Genomic DNA, 18,234 nt, shown 5'->3' with positions numbered 1-18,234 from the left:
ATGAAACCAATCCGGTGCCCACAGATGACAGCGACACAGACGAAGAAGACGACCCCACAAAAACAGTCGTGCCGTCTTTTGACGGAAAAACCGATCTCTTGAAAACAGACTTTTTCGTTGACACTAACAGTGACGGCAAAATCGACGCCGGTGATTCCATTCGCTACACCATCACAGTCAAAAATTCAGGACAAGGAACGGCGCACAATGTGGTTTTTACGGATTCAATTCCCAATTACACGCAGTACGTGCAGGGTTCTGCTGTTACTTCCAAGGGCTCTATCGCTGCCACAAGCCCAATTTTGCGTGTGGAAATTGGCTCCGTTGCGCCCAACGAATCTGAAACAGTGACAATTTCTTTCACTGTGCTGGTCACTGAATCCATTACCATGGTCGAAAATCAGGGGTATCTCGATTCCGATGAAACAAATCCGGTGCCCACAGATGACAGCGACACGGACGAAGAAGATGACCCCACAAAAACGGTCGTGCCATCTTTTGACGGAAAAACCGATCTCTTGAAAACTGACTTTTTCGTTGACACTAACAGTGACGGAAAAATAGACGCCGGCGATTCCATTCGCTACACCATCACAGTCAAAAACTCCGGTCAGGGAACGGCGCACAATGTAGTGTTTACGGATTCGATCCCCAATTACACGCAGTACGTGCAGGGTTCTGCTGTTACATCCAAAGGCACAATCACAGCTACAAGTCCGGTTTTGCGCGTGGAAATTGGCTCCGTTGCGCCCAATGAATCGGAAACAGTGACAATTTCTTTCACCGTGCTGGTCACTGAATCCATCACCATGGTCGAAAATCAGGGGTATCTCGATTCCGATGAGACAAGGCCGGTCCCGACCGACGATCCGGATTCTTCGCCCGAAGATGACAGTACTGTGACAAAACGATCGTCCTTCAGCAGTTCCGATGATGTGTTTAAATCGGACAGCTTTTTTGATACTGACGCCAGCGGTACGATTACAGCAGGCGACACCATAAAATATCAAATCACCATCAAAAATTCCGGTGGCGCTGCGGCCTTTCATGTGGTTTTTAGAGACACCATTCCCAACAACACGTCGCTAATCAAAAATTCAATAGCAACGACAAAAGGGTCTGTAACTTCCACAGCGCCTGTATTGACAGTGGAAATTGACTCCATCGCAGCGTTTTCGGCAGAGACCGTCACCATCCGTTTTTCCGTGTTAGTGACGCAGGCTGCCTCCGAAATCAGCAATCAGGGTTTTGTTTACGCTGACGACTTGCCTCAGGAGCCAACCGACGACCCGGAAACTGAAATTCCCAACGATCCCACAAAAACCACTGCTCCAAGCCTTTACGGCAAGACAGACCTCACAAAAGACGCTGTTATTTCAGACGTGGATGGGAACAAATTGCTTTCTGCAGGCGACATCATCACATATACCATTAAAATAAAAAATTCCGGCAAAGGCACTGTTCATCAAGTTGCTTTTCAGGATACCATACCGGAACACACGACTTATGTTGAGGGCTCGGCCCAAACATCTAAAGGTGCCATTTTTTCAACTTCTCCTGTCCTTCTCGTGAATATTGGAGACATTGCGCCGGGAAACAAAGAAACAGTCACCATTTCCTTTCAGGTGAAATTAACTGAAACCGTGCAACAAGTCTCCAATCAGGGTTTTATCGACAGCGACGAAACAAAACCCATTCCCACTGACGACCCGGGCACGGACGACGAAGATGACAAAACAATAATCGATAATTCAAAATTTTTCACAGATATTAAACTATTGCAGTCTGTGCACACCGATTCATTTTTTGTCCAAAACGGAGATACTATCAATTTTGCCAATGAGGGGGGAAAATACAGCGTTACGATCAATTTGACAAATGTCGGCGGGCAGGATGCCAGTTCCATTTCGCTCAAGGCATGGTTTCCCGATTCACTTTCGATTTCTGGAATCCAGCCGACTGCTTTTTCTCAGACAAACGATACGCTTACCTGGAAGTTTGCCGGGCTGGCAGCGGATTCTTCTGTGGATATTCGGTACAAAGCGCAAATACCGACAATTATGCCTTCCGGGCAAAACTTGCTAATTCACACTGCCAGCGCCACTTGCGTCAATGAAAATCCGGCAAAACTGGCAAACAATGTTGCAGTTGATACTGTTTACAACTTTGGCAAAGAAATTCCCAGCCCGGAAATTCAGGCAACGCCGACAATTCTTGACGTCAACGACAGCGTCACTGTCAGCGTGAACATTCCTAATGATAAAACTTCCTGGGATTTGTGGATTTATCTGCCGGATGGCCAGGTCGTCAAAAATTTTGCCGATGACTTCATTGCAACGAATAATATTGAGCGCGATGCCTGGGTGGAGATTCCTGTTAAATATTCTCAAACCCATCTTTTAACGACAGAAAAGCAGGAACAGGTCATTTTTGAAGTGCACGCCACAGAGATTCGGGGCATCGAGAAAACAGCTCAGGCTGGCGTCACATTTCGTAGCAGCAATTATCTTGTTCTTGATAAAAATGTTTTCCGGCCGGATATCGATGGTACACTGGGCATCAAATTTAAACTCAGCTATCGCCGGCTTGCCCGTCTGGATATTTACGACCTTGCCGGGACTCACATCACTCGCGTCGCTGAAGATATTTTTGGCGGCGGCTGGAATACCTATTATTGGAACGGCATCACTGAATCCGGCAAAAAAGTGGGCAGCGGCGTGTATCTAGTTACTTTACGCACCGATGAGTTTAAGGGGTGGAAAAAAGTTATTATTGTGCGCTAAAATTAGCTTTCTCTAACCTTTTTTACATCTTTTCAAAGTCTTCGAGCCTTTGAAAAGATCAAGTTCAACAATTCATCCTTTGGAGAAAAGCAGCTACTGACATCAGCAAGGACAGCGAGGAGCCACATCATGTTCAACTCGAAATACACCCGGAAACAATTTTTGTTTTTTCTCATTTATCTTTTCCTCTCGAGCCAAATCGGTTTTGCGCAAATTCGCGCCGGCGCTTCCTTTTTGAAAATGGGAATGGGCGTGCGCATTTCGTCCATGGGGCTGACGTCCGCTGGCGAAATTCGCGACAACTACGCTATTTTCACCAATCCCGGAGCAGCCGGTTTCCTGCGCGAGTGGCACTGGTCAGCGACCTACAACAAGTGGATTGCCGATGTTTACCACGCCTCATTTCTTTTCAACAAGCGCATTCGCATGCCGTGGAGCAATCAAACGAGATTTTCTGTCGGAGCCATTTATCAGGGCGTACCGGAATTTGATAGTTCCGACAATGCTACGCCGACAGCCAGCGCCAACGACTTATTGTTTGCCGTCACAATGGGCCAGCCATTAACTTTTATCTCCAACAACATTGCTATCGGCACGAATGTGAAATATCTTAAAAGCAAATTGGACAATTTCTCCGCGAGCAGTCTGATTTTTGACATCGGACTTCTGGCGCGTACGCGGCGATTCGATTTGAAGAATTCTTTCCTGAAACACGGAATATTTACCGCCGGCATCTCTCTCACCCAACTTGGTCAGGATTTAAAATTTGATAAAATTGATACACCGCTGCCTCAAACCATGCGTGCCGGTATCGCCTTTTATGCCGGCTCCCACTCCGGAATACAGTTGCAGATTTGCGGAGACTATTTCTCAATAAAAGACGAAACCGGGCATTTTGCTCTGGGCGGAGCGATAAATTTCACCAATCTTTTTTCTGTGAACTTCGGCTATAATTTCAACAATGACCTGATGGACAAATTTTCCATCGGCGGCACTTTTCAATTGGACGACTTTTCCGCCCCGGCGCATTCATTTTTCCCGGGCAGAAATAAAGCCGCCAGACTGGAGCTCGCCACGCTGAATGAGGGGGAATTTTTCAGCCGTTCCTACCAGGGTGGCGCCCACTTTCTCCCCAATTGCCCGGAAGCTTTTGAGTGGAAAAATCCCTCAATGGACGACACCATCAAAACCGAAACCGTCAATTTTAACTGGGAAAAGACGCGCGACCCTGACATTTTTGACTCCGTCTCTTACATTTTACTTGTCAGCCCCAGTCGCGACCACTTGAGCGATTTGCTCGCGTTGCCGTCCGTTTCTCAAGACGATTTCCTTAATCGAGTTCGACAAAACGATTCACTGCTGCTTGTTTGCGAGGACAATCTTTCTCCATCAAATTACCGAATTCCAACTCCCGCGGCAGGACACTATTACTGGTCAGTTATCGCTGTTGATGAAAATTCTCACACGCGCGCCGCAAAGAAAAATGGGGAAAAAATCGGGCATTTTCTCGTGCCGGCAACTGACATTCAGATTCAAGATATTAAATTCAAATACAGCCCCTGGATCACGCAGGATGACTATCACGGAACCCTGGAAATTATCCTCGCCAATAACGGCAACCTTGCAGCGAAAAATTTTGAGTTAGTTTGTCGGGATTCTGTGATTTCTTTACGCCACACGCTGCCGAGCGATAGCAGCACCAGTAGCTATCGGGTAATTCTCTCGAAAACAATCGACAACTTACCTGCAAAATCGACAAAAACCATTACCATCCCCTGGCACACGCCGCTTTTGGGCAAACACACTATTTTTGCTTGTGTCGATAAACCAAATACTCTGCAAGAAAAAAATACAGCAAACAATTATCTCAAGCGCAGCTTTTCGACCATTCCCAAGGGATTTGTTGCGTTTCCAGATACCATCAATTCGCTCAATGAGTGCCTCACCCGGCTAACCATGCCGCTGATTACGCGCATTTTCTTCGATGCAAACAGTGCCGAGGTGCACGATGAATATCTTTTCGCAAATGGCAGCGATCCCTACCTGGCAATATTAGCGCAGCGACTCATGGAGCATCCGGAGATGACAATCAGTTTGCAGGGAATTGCTGATCCGAATTCTGAAAAAGCGACAAAAAGGCTGACAAATTTGCGCGCGAAAGCAGTGAAAGATTCATTGATTCGGATCGGTGTCAACGGAAATCAGGTTAACCTCTTGGGTGGCAATGTGTTATCTAAACGACGTGTTCCTGCCAATCCGGCTGACGCGCGTATGGTTTTCGAGGACAGACGATATGTCGAGATTTTTACTGCAGAAAAAAACCAGGCGATTTTGTTCGCGCCGATCAACCATGAATTTGTCGAATACAGCACAGAACCAATTCCTGTTGAGGTTTCGGTGAAAACAGCCGTGCCTTCGATGGATTCAAAAATCAGATTGACGGCTGAAAATTTTGCCGATAGCAGTCAAATCAATTCCAACGGAGACGGCTTTTCTCTTCAGGAAAAATCAAACTGGCTGCTCGCTGATTCTACGGTCAGGGAGTTGGTGAACAAAAAAGCGGACTATGAATTTGTGCTGATTGATAATGAGGGACGCCGTTTCCGAACTCATGCGAAAAACACTCAGTTCACCAAAGCTTCGTTAGAGCAGCACCATCGCATCGTCATGCCGCTGAAGTTTGCCAAAACGGAGCCTATCTATTCATTTTATTGGGATCTTTGCTTCAAAGAAGTGGAAAAATTAATTGGCACGGGCGATTGGCGATTTCGCTTTAGCGGTCACGGCTGCGCTATCGGCAGCGATGCTGTCAACCTACGTCTTTCGCGACAGCGTGTGAAAAATTTCGACCAAAAATTTCGCCACTTTCTGGACCAAAAACATCCGCAATCGAAAGCGACATTTTTGAAACGATTGGACAAACCCAAAGGCTATGGCGAGAAAAAGCCGCTCACTTTCAAATACGCCTCAGGCGAAACAAGGCTGTTTGGCGATAACGAAAAACCATCTGGAAGAATTCTGAATCGCAGAATTGAATTGGAGTTGTACAGGACGCATTAATCGCGGGAAATTTGCCGCAGGGTTGAAAAAGTGTGCCCCACTTTTGAGGTGGAGCACACTTGTACTACAAAAAATACAAAAAGTTAAACATCTGCTTCTTTGTTTTCCGGAATATCCAACATCCCAAATCCTAAATCGCCAATTTATCATGCGAAAAATATTTGATCACTTCGTCTAAAATCATATCCAAATTATATTTGGGTTCGTAACCTACCAATGTCTTAATTTTACTCAAGTCGGGAATTCGCACCGACATATCCTCAAATCCTTCCTCGTAGGCTTCATTGTACGGCACAAACACGATTTCTGACTTGGAATCGGTTTTTTCTTTAATCTTTTTCGCCAAATCCAAAATGCTGATGGGTTGGTCATTCCCCAAATTGAAAATTTGCCCGTTAGCACCTTTATTATTCGCCAATGAGATCATCCCATTAATCACGTCGCTGACGTAGCCAAAACAACGAATTTGCTGGCCGCTGCCATAAACAGTGATCGGCTCATTTTTCAGCGCCCTCACGACAAAACGCGGAATCACCATGCCGTAGCGTCCTGTCTGGCGCGGGCCTACGGTGTTAAACAAACGCACAATGGTCGCGCCAATATTTTTTTCTTTGTGGTAAGCCAAAGCTAAAAATTCATCAATTGCTTTGGTGCTGGAATAGCTCCAGCGGTTTTTTATCGTCGGCCCCAAAACCCGATCATCAGTTTCTCTGAAAGGAACCTTTTCGCTTTTGCCGTAAATTTCCGAAGTAGAAGTGATGACCACATCTTTCAGATAGCGCGCCGCTAATTTTAGCACCATTTCCGTGCCCAGAATATTTCGCTCAATTACCTCTACCGGCTTGTTTACAATCAGCTCCACGCCCACGGCAGCAGCAAGGTGGTAAATGATGTCGCACTCGCTCACCAGGCGATCCATGACTGTCTCGTTCAAAATATTTTCTACGGCGATATTGAATCTTGGACTGGACATCAAATGCTCCACATTTTCCAGTCTGCCCGTCGAAAGATCGTCTATCACGTAAACCATGTCGCCGCGATTCAGCAATTCTTCCGCAAGATGCGAACCGATAAATCCTGCTCCGCCTGTAATTAGTACTCTCATTCTTATGTGCTCCTTTGCCTTTATTCTGGTTTTATCATTATTTATTCAATTAGATAGATGAGCGCTACTTCAAACTTGGCGCATATCTACCAGATTTGCTAATGAACTATCGCGCATTTCTCTATTTTCTCTGCTCGTTCATCTTTGTTTTTTGCGATGATTTTGTACAGATAAACGCCGTTGGCTATCTCGTCGCCGTCGCCATCTCGCCCGTCCCATTCGATTTGATGATAACCGGCTTCGCAGTAAAGTTTTTCGAGCTGGTTGATGAGTCTGCCGCCGGTGGTAAAAATTTTGATCGTTACCCTCTCCGCCGGCTGCGTGAGATGAAACGTAAATCGGGTTGACGTACTGAATGGATTTGGATAGTTAAATACGTTCAACAGCGCTAATTTGCTGATAACAGAAAAATTATTTTCCACATGGGAAGTGTTTTTATTCACGTCAGTGGCGTAAACGTCAAACACATGGTTGCCATCGGTAAATTCCCTAATCAGCCGCACGCGTGCTTTCAGGGTGGAATCCGAATTTTCTGATTCAAAATAAATTCGCGCCATATTTTCCTGCTCGCCAAAGGAAACGCGCTCTCCGTCCAGGAAGAGATGGATGTGCGATGTGTCGCCGGACATATCAAAGGGACTGTTGTCAAAGAAGCGGACTTCGATGACGGGCTTTTGCGCCACGTAATCGCCGTCAACGATGGTTTGCCCGTCAAAAGTAACTTCCAGCCGCGGCGCCAGCGTGTCCGCTTCTACAAAAACTGACAAATTAACTTGATTATTTGACTCGGCAAGCTCTGTAATTTTTTCCTGCGGATCAAGCTGCAATAAAAAGTTTTGTTCGCCAGCCTCATCGATAACAGGTACAGACATGGAAATTTGAGCAAAATTATTTTTTTTCACTTTTTCCAACAACTTATTTGCCACTAACTCTCTCTCTCCCTGTGAGTTAACGCGATAAACACTTGCAGCAACACTGTCGGCATCCACGTAACCGATATTGTGAACCTCGGCGGTCAATGTCACTTCGCCGCCTTGAATGATGCGCTGCGGAGAGACAGAAACTGTTTTTTCGCTGACTGCCAGATCAGGCGCCGGCTCGAAAAAAACTTGCCAATTTTTCAGCAACGGCGAATGAAACCGATCATTGCTCGCCAAATCTGCCGACAATTTTAAATAGGCGTAATTCGTCGCATCAATTTCGTCTAACGAAACCGGGGAAGTTGGCAAATTTGATTTCAGCAAATCCCATTGAAAACTTTTTTTGTTAAAACCATAGATTGAAATTGCCAGTTCTCCATTTGGAGCGGCAATTTCTGCATTAAAATCTAATTCACGCCATTTCACAGCCGGGCCGATTTTTCCCGTTGCAAGACTTCCCTGACCCGCAAAAGTGACAAGCGTATCTTCCACAACAGCCACTCCGCCAAAGCGTTGCACAAATTTTTCCGGGACGGAGCCGATTGACGCCCCCTTTTTGCCAATGATCGCCCACGAGTCGCGAAAGCCAACTTCCCGGCAATATTGACTGCCGATTTGCTCCAACGCCTGATACGCCTCCTCAGTCATTTGCTGCGCCCCGGAATCGCGAATGCCTGCCAATACAAAATATCCATGAGGAACGGAATCCAAAAAATCCACCATAGCAGCCACGTCTTCAGCGCTGGCGTGAGTGTCAAAGTGGCGAAATTCAACAAATTCGCCGTAAGGATCGCACACCGCAACATTGTGCCCCCTGCCCGACGTCGAGACAGGCGTGGAATTTACGAACAGCACCGCATAATTCAAATCGTCGTAGCCGCCGGATTCCACGCGAAAAATAGTTTCCTCTGTCGCCAACGAAATACCTGCCGACGTTATTTTCGTCTTTTGCAAATTATCCTTTTTCATCTGCTCCGGCACAAATTGTCCCCAGCCGAATCGGTTCCCGACGAAAAAGTCTCCATCGACCCAAACGCCGGCTGTCCCTGAATAATTTTTTTGACAGCGCCAGAAATAGACTTTCCCGGTATCCGGCAGCGAAATCTGCCATTGAGCCACAAAAGCCCCGGCTTCGCGTCCTCCGGAGTTCAACAGCGGATTTTCAAACGAATCTGCCGTATTCACTTGAAAAAAATAACGCGCGTTGCCGGAGTCAGCAGGCGCGTACACCTGCAATGCGATTTGATCGGCGGGCAAAATCATGTTTGGTGCGGGTCGGGAAATGGCCAGCCGCGACGAGCCCACTGAAAATGTGCGCGACGCCTGATTGTTACCCTCGTCCGCCTCCTCAATCGTATTTGCCGGATCCACCGCCAGCGCAACAGTGTGTTCCCCGGCCTTTCCCGCAATAGAAAACGGCACGGAAATCGTCTGTTGATATCGAACCGGCGCAATTTTTCCGGCAAAAATATCATCAGGCCCGCCAAAAGCAAAAATATCCGTCAGTTTCACGTCCACGCTTTCCGCAGCGGCAAGGCCAAAATTTTCCACCGTGGCGTCGATGGAAATCAGCGAATCCGCCTCCACCGGATTTTCCGGAGAAATAGCGACGTCGTCCGCGGTCACTGTTAAGTCTGGTTTGTCTGGCAAGGTGAAAGACAGCGCCGGATCGCCGAGCAGAGAATATTGCAGGAAAACATCTTCCGCGCGATTGCTCTTGAACACATCGCCCCAGAAACGAATCTTTGCCAGCGTCAGCGCGGCGCCGAAATTTCTAACCGTATCCGACAAAACAGAGCGAAATAACGCCCGCGCCATGATGTCGTCTTCGTAAATGAACCCCCAGCCCGTTGTTCCGATAAAAGCGATGGCCCCGGCCTCCGAGTACAAAATAAAATTTTCACCAAAATTGGTGATTTGCGGATTGGCAAATCTGCCGGTGTGGCAGGTGAAAGAAGAAACCAGAGGCAATTTCCCCTGATTTTCCAATTGAAAAACCTGCTGATCGTGAAACATGAGTTCCCAGGTTCCGCTGCCGCCGTGTCCGATGAAATTCACCCACACTTTTCCGTCATCAATGGCGCGAATGATTTCTTCCCGCTTCTCGCCCTCGTACAAGCCGTCCAATTCTTTGGAAATAATCGTCGGCTGCAACGCTGCCGGCGGCGGAATGACAAAATCTTTCACAATTTCATCCGTCTGATAGCCGAAAATGTACTGCTCCTGATCGTCGAAGCCGCCGTTGATGAAGCAAATCTGCTTTTTCCAGCGCGCCGAGGGGTAATTTTCATAATCAATCATTTTCTGCAAATAGCGCGTTCCCTGTTCGACTGTTTCAATGGGCAGTCTGCCGATGAACATTTCCGGCAGCCGGTCATCGTCGCCGTCCAGACAAACGTACCAAATGTCTGACACCGGATTACCCCAGCTCGGCACGTAATCTTCTTTGACGCTGGTAGAGATATTTTTTTTCGCGTCCCAACTGGCGTCGCCGACGAGCAAAACGTATGTCGGTGCGGGTCTTTGCCAATTTTGATAGGCGTATTTGAGAAATTCTTTGATTGCTGTCGGATTTTTTATGCCGAAATTAAATTCATCATAAATATCGTCCACATCCGCAATGAAGGTGCTCATTCCTCGCTGCTGCCAAAAATTTGCCAACTGCTGCGCCACGGAATGAAATTTTTTGTGCGCGATGAAAATGTATTCCGCTTGATTGCCCTCCGCGCGCAAATTTGTTCCGGAAAAGGGCACAATGCGCACCGGCTTTTTCACCGAGTCAACGCCGACAACGAGCCACGTGTCTCCCTTTTGAAATGGAGCCTGAAATTGAACAGCGTAACTTCCCGGCTGATGCGCCGTGAGCGTGTCCGTTAATTCTGCCGCTCCCTGATGTTGAGGCGAAAGGACTTCCGGCACCGTTCCCGGCGAGGCGCCCTTTCTGCCCAGCAAAACGTAAGAATCACGAAATTGTACCTGCCGCGTCAGCGCGCTGCCCAGCGATTCCAGCGCCTGATACGCCGCCTCGGTCATGCGATAGCTCCCCTCGTCGCGAATGGCGACAAGGACAATTTTTCCTTCCGGAATCCGTCCGATGTACGCTGCCATGGAATCAGAATTTTCCGTCTTGTCCAGCGTGTCAAACCACAGCTTGTCTTCAATCTGCCCGGTCAAAGTATCGAGTACAACAATATTGTGTCCCCGATGGCCTCCGTCGATGGCGGCTTCGCCGTTAATCTCAATTTTGCACCAATTCCCATCGTCAAATCCTGCCGAATAAAGATGAATGACGTAGCGCTGTTCCGCGTCAACCTTGAAATCCGTCAGCTCAATTCCTTTGCTCAAATTGAAAACGGAAAATTGCTGCGAAGTCTGATTCCAGAGGTTCACTTTTGCGGTTTCGGTTTCCGCGACCTGAAACGGAAACCAGTTTTTCGCCAGCGCAGTTGTGGCAGGATAGTCAATCTCCAGCCAGTCGAAATAAATCTTGTTGATTTCTGCCGCGGTTTGCTGCGAAGTCAATCGCCAGAGATTGTTACCGGCTTTGAAGGCAGAAGCCGGTACCTCGATTGTTTTGACAACTTCCTCCTGGTCGTCAAACTGAAATTCGGAAACAACGTTGCCGTTGAGTTCTATTTGCACCTGATGATCGGGACTGGCAGGGTCGATGGTAATGCCACGCAGGCGGAATTTAATTCGGCAAGCCGAATCCGCGGCAACGTCAATGGCCGGGGCAGTGAAATAAAACTCAAAATGATCGCCCGGGTAGAAATATTTCCAAATCCAGCCTTCGCCGGGAGCGTGTTTTGTGTCCGGCGCGTAGCCTTTGTCGCCCTGATAATAGAGTAAATCTTTTTCAAAATGAAGCGTACGCCGAAAAGTCGTTTTCTCCGGTAAATTCTCGTCTGTTACAGCGGCGGGTTGTTTGAGGAATCTTTTCCCGAAATCATCACCGGGGACGAGCCAGTAAACCGAAGTGTCAGAATAGGCATCGAAAAATTCCGTGCTGTCGCTGCGATTTCTTTCGCCCCAAAATTGAATCACATCGTCGTCGTCGAAACTGGCGTCATCTTCTCCGGAGATGCGCAGGGGAACCTCCTCGCCGCGAAAAAATAAGTGAATTTTGCGCGGGTCGGTTTCTGCAACCGGAAAACCAGCTTGCTGCAGATCGTTTTTTGTCAACTGATAAAGCCCGTCTTCGCTGACGAGCAGTTTGAAACTATTGCCCGGCGTCAAAAACTTCGACGATCGAATTGCTGTTTGGAAATTTTCTTTTCCCGGAAGACGGATCCAATTTTTCACCGCGTCGTAATTCACCACCGCGCGCCGCAGCAGCGGTGCAAAAGCGTCCCGCTGTCCAATCGCCGAAGTTGTTTTCCTCGCTGCCGCCGGGAAACTAAGGTACACGCGCATTTTCCGATCGTGCCGTAGCAATTTTTCCGACGCCAAATATTGGTACGGATACAGATGAATTTTCGCCACGCGCACGCCGCGCATCATTTGAATATCCGCAATTTCAGCGCGTTTTTCAGGGAAAATACGACCGCTTTTAGGCACTGACCCCGGAATTTCCCGAATGTAACCGCCGAACTCATTTTCCACCAATTCCCAATCCGGCGCCAGTGGCAGATGAATTTGCGAAATTTCTTCGCTTTGTTCAAAGACAACTTTGAGAGAAATGTTCCCCTGCGGTGGAATTGCCACCAGGAAACTCACAAAAGGGATTTCCGGAAAGCCGGGGAGGCGCAACAGATTCTCGCCTGCCGGGACTTTTATCCGCTGACGAACGACGCCGGAGACGATCGTTTGTTCAATTTTCACCGCCGGGCTGGCACATTCCAAAATTAACTGCCCCGCATCCGAACGGATAACAGTAACCGGCGCTGCCGAGAACGCCGCAACCGCCGGTATTAAAAACATGAAAAGAAAGACTAATTTTTTTGTCATGAAAATAATGCTACGATTATTTTTGCGTTAGTACAAAATAGCGGAAAAATCCCAATTTCTGGATGCCCAGGGCTAATGTGAGAAAAATAATCAACAGCAGCGCATAGCTGTAGCGGCCGGGTGAGATGTACAAAAATACGCCGATAGCGCCCCAGCAAAGACTGACAAAATTGATCAGCAACATGGCGCTGCGGTGGCTCAAACCCAAATAAAGCAATTGGTGATGAATGTGCTCGCGGTCCGCCTGAAACGGATTGACGCCTTTGGCCAGACGGCGAAAAAATGCCAGCAGCATATCCGTTATGGGAATTCCCAGTACAATTATTGGAATATACAACGCCACGCCGGAATTGTTCCGAAAAGTGCCGTTGATGGAAAAGCATGCCAGCATGAATCCCAAAAAGAGACTGCCGGAATCCCCCAAAAAAATCTTCGCCGGATTGAAATTAAAAATCAGAAACGCCGCCAGGGAACCCGCCAGAATCGCCGCCGGGAACGCCGAAGCGATATTTCCGAACCAGAGCGAGATGAACATCATCGCCAACGCGGCGAGCAAACTGACTCCTGCTGCCAGACCGTCCAACCCGTCAATCAAATTGATAGCGTTAGTAATGGCGATAATCCACATCAGCGTGAACGGCACGCCCAGCCAGCCCAAATTCACCGACTGCCCCGGGAAAAAATTCAGCGCGGAAATCTGATAGCCGGCAAAAAGAACAATCGCGCCGGCCAGAAATTCCACGATGAATTTCTGGTACCAGGTCGCGCCGAAAATATCGTCGTAAACGCCCAGACCCAAAATGACCAATCCGCCCGTTAGAAAAACGAACATTTCCCGCAACAACGGCGCCAGCGCCGACGTGGCAAACGTGAAAATAACGATATAGCTGACGACAAAAGCGACAAATATTGCCACGCCGCCGAGCACCGGAGTCGGCTTGCTATGTATCGACCGGCCGTTGCTCCGGGCAAATAGCTGACGGTGAATTGCCACTTTTTTCACAATCAGCGTCATCGCCACAGTGGTAAAAAAAGCAGAGACCAACGTTAAAGCCAACAAGCGCATGGTTTGCCCCCCTTTGTATGTTTTGCTTTAAAAATGGTCATAGAGTGTGTTCCGAAAATTTAAATTTTGATTCAATTTTGAGAAATTAAAGTTAAATAGAGATTTTCAATTTTGTCAGCAACTTGCTCAATGGCAAAATTTTTCTCCATCCGCAGCCGTCCTGCCGCTCCCATTTTTTTTCTCAATGCCGGTTGATCAAGCAAAAAATTAATCTTATCCGCCAGGTCTTTTGGCTGTTTCGGCGGCACTAAAAATCCGGTTTTTCCGTCAACTACAAGTTCATTGTTGCCTTTGATGTCGCTCGCCACGACAGGCTTTGCCGCTGCCATTGCCTCCATGATGGAAAGCGACAATCCTTCCCACAAGGAAGTTTGTACAAAAACGTCGTATTCTGCCAGAACTCTTTTAGCATCTTTACGCCAGCCTAAAAAACGCACATATTTTTCAACGCCCAACTTCGCGGCTAATTCGCGTAATTCTCTTTCCAATGGGCCATCTCCGGTGAGCACAAACCGTGCCTGGGGATGTTTTTCAATGACTTCAGGAATCGCCAAAATGAAATACTGCGGCGCTTTTTGTTTCCAGAGCCTGCCGACAGAGCCAACGAGTTTAACGCTATCTTCAAAGCCCAACTCTTTTCTAATATTTTTCAGCTCAACAGAGCCATTTAGTTCGATCCCGTTTGGAATTTGAACCAACTTTTGCTCGGCAGCAAGTTTGTTTTCACGTGCAAACAGGTAATCTTTGTTATTGACAAAAATAATTTTATCAGAAACCAACCCTGCCAATCTCTCCGCCAACGAAAGCAGGAACACCTTTTGCCGATCTGAAAACTCGTGAAACGCAAACCCCTGCACTGTGTGAATACGCACTTTAACCCCGGCGACACTCGCGGCAAATCGACCTAACATTCCCGGCTTTGAAGAATGCGTGTGAATAATTTGTACGCCTTCTTTCTTTAAAATTCTTACCAATTTAAAAAAAGCAACAACATCGTAAAGCGGATGAATCTCCCTTTTCAACGCCGGGATACAAAAATAGTCGATATTATTTTTCTTTAAATTTTCCGTCAATTCGCCTTCGTTTTGGCAAATGACCAGTAAATCAAATTTTTGTCTGTCCAGGCGCAGCAAGATGTCAAACATCGCCCGCTGTACGCCGCTCATGATGGGCAGAAGTTGAACGTGTGCGACTTTGATTTTATTATTCAATTTTGTTTTATTTTTTCGCGATTTCTTCATAAAGTAACAAAGTCTGTTGCGCTGTCTTTTCCCAACTGAACTGTTTAACTCTTTTCTTCCCTCTCTCGACCAGATTTTTTCTCAAACTTTCATCTTTAGTGATTCGGTTCATCGCATCGGCAATATTCTTTGCATTGTAAGGATTCACTTTTATTGCCGCGTCCCCGGAAATTTCATTTGTAGCCGAAATATTTGACGTAATTACCGGCGTTTCTGAGGCCATTGCTTCTAAAACCGGGATACCAAATCCTTCGTATAAAGAGGCAAAAACAAACGCCTCTGCCGCCTGGAAAAGAACAGGCATAAATTCATCTTTGACGTAATTCAGCACTACGACATTCTTGCCTAATTTCAAACGCTCAATAGTCTTCAAATCTTCTTTGTACTGTGCATAAGATTTGCCAATGATAACCAAAGAATAATCTCGATTCTTTTGTTGAAATTTTTGAAAAGCCTCAATTATTCGTGGCAAATTTTTGTGTGGTCTCCTTTCGCCGACAAATAAAAAATATTTTTCTCCAATGCCAAAGGCAGACAACACTTTTTTTTGATGCCCAACTGTAAATCTTTCGAGAAATTTTTCTTCAAACGCTTCATTTATGACTTTTACTTTACTATCGCTAATTTCAAATAATTTTTGCAAATCATCTTTGGTAGTCTGAGACACAGAGATAATTTTTTCCGCCTTTTTTATTCCATACTTGATGTTCAAAAAAGTATATATTTCTTTCAAACGGCTATGCTTGGCGTAAAAATTCTTATGAAGCAAATAAGTCAAATCATGAATTGTAAAAATTGTTTTTACGTTCTGAAAAATCGGCACATCCCAATTTGGGTAATGATACACGTCCGGTGAGTCGTGAGCAAGCAACTTTCGCACGGCAATTTGCTGTTTTGACGTCACCGGGCGCAAACTAATTATTCGCTTTGACAAATTCTCATATTCGAGTTTTTGTAACGGATGACTTTCAGCCAAACCCGAAAAAACGTAAATCAAATATTCATTTTTTCTGTCAATTTGAAGCAAAGATTTAATTAGATTATAAGTGTAATTCCCAATTCCAGTCTTTTCATTGATGACGACTCTGGCGTCAATACATATCTTCATGTTTATTTTTCATTGCCTTCTTTTCGCCAAATTCTCTTCTTTGGTAATTTCAACAACGACATTGTTAGCCCGATAAATAGAGCAAAATTTAATCGAAATTGATTTGCAATAAAACCCAAAGACACTGTAATTAAAACTGAAATAGCTAAAAATTGCACGCCAACCAGATAGGGTTTCATTTCGCAACTATCCGCAAATACGCGCCAACTTTTTTTTAATATAATATAAAGAAAGAAAAAAATCAAACAAATAATTACAAAACCAAAAATTCCTTGTTCAGTTAAAATCTGCAAAAAAAGATTATGGGGAGCCAGTACCGACAAATCTTTTGCCACCAACCCTCTCGTTAACCCATGCTTCGCTAAATATGACGGAAAATTAAGAGCGCCAATTCCCCAAAGCGGCGAGCTGCTAAACCCGAGCAAAGCATAATTGATGAGCGAAATCCTTTCTACGTTGCTTACATTCTTCAGAGTAAGAATTTCTTCCACTCTTTTAAGAACAAATTGCTGCAATGGCTCGATTAGTAAGAGGCCCACAACGCCAATAATGACAAAAATTGCTGACAGTTTTAAAACCAGCTTCTTGTTATTGTAAATTTTTTGATAAGCCAGAAAAATTAGAAAAATTCCTAACCAGACGCCACGAGAAAGCGACAAAAAAGCACAAAGGAGTAAAAAAATTGTCAACAAGCGCGTAATGAATTTTTCATTTCTTTGCCAAAAGGGCAATATCAAACAAAACGCATAAAGCGAATCATATCCCGGCAAAATTCTATCCTGAAATAAAACCAGTTTGCTTGAGAAAACCTGGTAAAAAGTAAAAAGAATCGACACAATCGTTGACAAAAAAATCAGCCAATAGACAATTTTAAATCTGCCAAAGTCCCTGACATACCAAAATATTAGAAAAGAAATAAAAAATATCTCTACCCATTTGAAAAGAGCTTTCAGAACCATCGTCAAATTTGAGGACGACAACGAGGAGAGCAAAATTGAGCTCAAGAACAACAGTGCCAAAAGCAAAAAAGTATCAAAATTACCTCTTTTTGACCAACCTAATTGATAGCGTGTTCCCGATAAATATAAATCGAAAAACCCCACAAAAATTAAGTAGGCAACCACCGGTATTTCCAAAACATTTATATAAAATCCAAATAATTGAAATAACATCAAAAAGCTCTTTATTTTCCCCAACAAACAAATTTCATTCCATCAAGATATCCCTTGGACAACGAGAGCATTCTTTTCCAAAAACTTTCACTATCCCCCTTCAAAAACTTCCTCGCCAAAATCCTCGCCGCCCTTTCCTTGCTGACGATCAAAGACAAAAACGCGATGCGCAGCGGTCCGTAGCCGAAAATCTTTCTCATGAAAATAATGTGATTCCGCATCCGATAATAGTCGCGAAAGGAGCGATTGCTCGTAGCGCTCACTTTGTGCCAGACCACGGACTGGGGCACGTAAATCACCTTGAAACCCGCCCCTTGCGCGCGCTGGCAATAGTCCACGTCTTCGTAATACATGAAATAAATCGGATCGAGAGCGCCGATTTTTTCTACGACTTCACGGCGAATGAGCATGGCGCAGCCGGACACAAAATCTACTTCCCGGCGTTGGTCAGCCTGGCCGCGATCCATTTGATTCTCCGCGTACTGATAAGTCCGCTTGAGAAAGCGGGAAATTCCTCCGCCGGCGGACCAAATTTTCCGCTGCGATCCCCAATAATAAATCTTGGACCCGGCAATGCCCACGTCGGCGTCTGCTTCCATTTCCGCCACCAAAAAGGTCAAAAATTGACCATTTACTTCCGTATCATTGTTGAGAAGCAAAATATAGTCAAACTTCTCTTTCAGAGCAAACTTAATGCCTGAATTGTTGCCGCCGGCAAAACCTAAATTCTCGTGATTGCGGATTAGCTCGATGTCTTTGAACTGCGCCAATTTTTGCGCGGAATCATCAGCAGAGCCATTTTCCACCACCACGCAGCGGTAATTGGGATAGT

At 45.9% G+C, this 18,234-nt stretch carries 9 protein-coding genes; 2 read left to right on the top strand and 7 right to left on the bottom strand.

Going from position 1 to position 18,234, the window contains the following annotated elements; genetic code table 11:
* Nucleotides 1–2,783, top strand: a 2,783-nt coding sequence (locus tag GXO74_11020; protein NOZ62204.1) for a DUF11 domain-containing protein, incomplete at its 5' end; no start/stop codon positions are given.
* A gap of 129 nt (nt 2,784–2,912) precedes the next feature.
* A complete protein-coding gene (locus GXO74_11015; GenBank protein NOZ62203.1) occupies nt 2,913–5,843 on the top strand; it encodes a PorV/PorQ family protein in 2,931 nt (976 codons plus the stop codon).
* 130 nt (nt 5,844–5,973) lie between these two features.
* On the opposite strand, the gene GXO74_11010 is transcribed toward GXO74_11015, so the two are convergent.
* From GXO74_11010 to GXO74_10980, 7 genes are all read right to left on the bottom strand, one after another.
* A complete protein-coding gene (locus tag GXO74_11010; GenBank protein ID NOZ62202.1) occupies nt 5,974–6,948 on the bottom strand; it encodes an NAD-dependent epimerase/dehydratase family protein in 975 nt (324 codons plus the stop codon).
* 98 nt (nt 6,949–7,046) lie between these two features.
* Nucleotides 7,047–12,815 (bottom strand): hypothetical protein, encoded by a 5,769-nt coding sequence (locus GXO74_11005; protein ID NOZ62201.1) that lies wholly within the window; start codon nt 12,813–12,815, stop codon nt 7,047–7,049.
* Nucleotides 12,816–12,831: 16 nt separating this feature from the next.
* Nucleotides 12,832–13,881 carry an undecaprenyl/decaprenyl-phosphate alpha-N-acetylglucosaminyl 1-phosphate transferase gene (locus tag GXO74_11000; protein ID NOZ62200.1) on the bottom strand — a complete coding sequence of 350 codons (1,050 nt, stop codon included), beginning with the start codon at nt 13,879–13,881 and terminating at the stop codon, nt 12,832–12,834.
* Between the two features lie 71 nt (nt 13,882–13,952).
* Entirely contained in the window at nt 13,953–15,122 is a 1,170-nt protein-coding gene (locus GXO74_10995) for a glycosyltransferase family 4 protein (protein NOZ62199.1), read from the bottom strand.
* Complete coding sequence (locus GXO74_10990; protein NOZ62198.1) at nt 15,100–16,230, bottom strand: glycosyltransferase family 4 protein; 1,131 nt, start codon at nt 16,228–16,230, stop codon at nt 15,100–15,102. The genes GXO74_10995 and GXO74_10990 overlap by 23 nt, the downstream gene beginning before the upstream one ends.
* Nucleotides 16,231–16,232: 2 nt before the next feature.
* Nucleotides 16,233–17,354, bottom strand: coding sequence for an O-antigen ligase family protein (locus tag GXO74_10985; protein NOZ62197.1), 1,122 nt, complete (start codon nt 17,352–17,354; stop codon nt 16,233–16,235).
* Between the two features lie 59 nt (nt 17,355–17,413).
* Nucleotides 17,414–18,234 (bottom strand): glycosyltransferase family 2 protein (locus tag GXO74_10980; GenBank protein NOZ62196.1); only part of this gene is annotated, 821 nt, incomplete at its 5' end.

The organism is Calditrichota bacterium, assembly GCA_013152715.1.
In the GTDB taxonomy this organism is placed as follows: domain Bacteria; phylum Zhuqueibacterota; class Zhuqueibacteria; order Thermofontimicrobiales; family Thermofontimicrobiaceae; genus 4484-87.
Note: the sequence above shows the minus strand (reverse complement) of the source record. Positions and strands in the feature narration are given on the sequence as shown.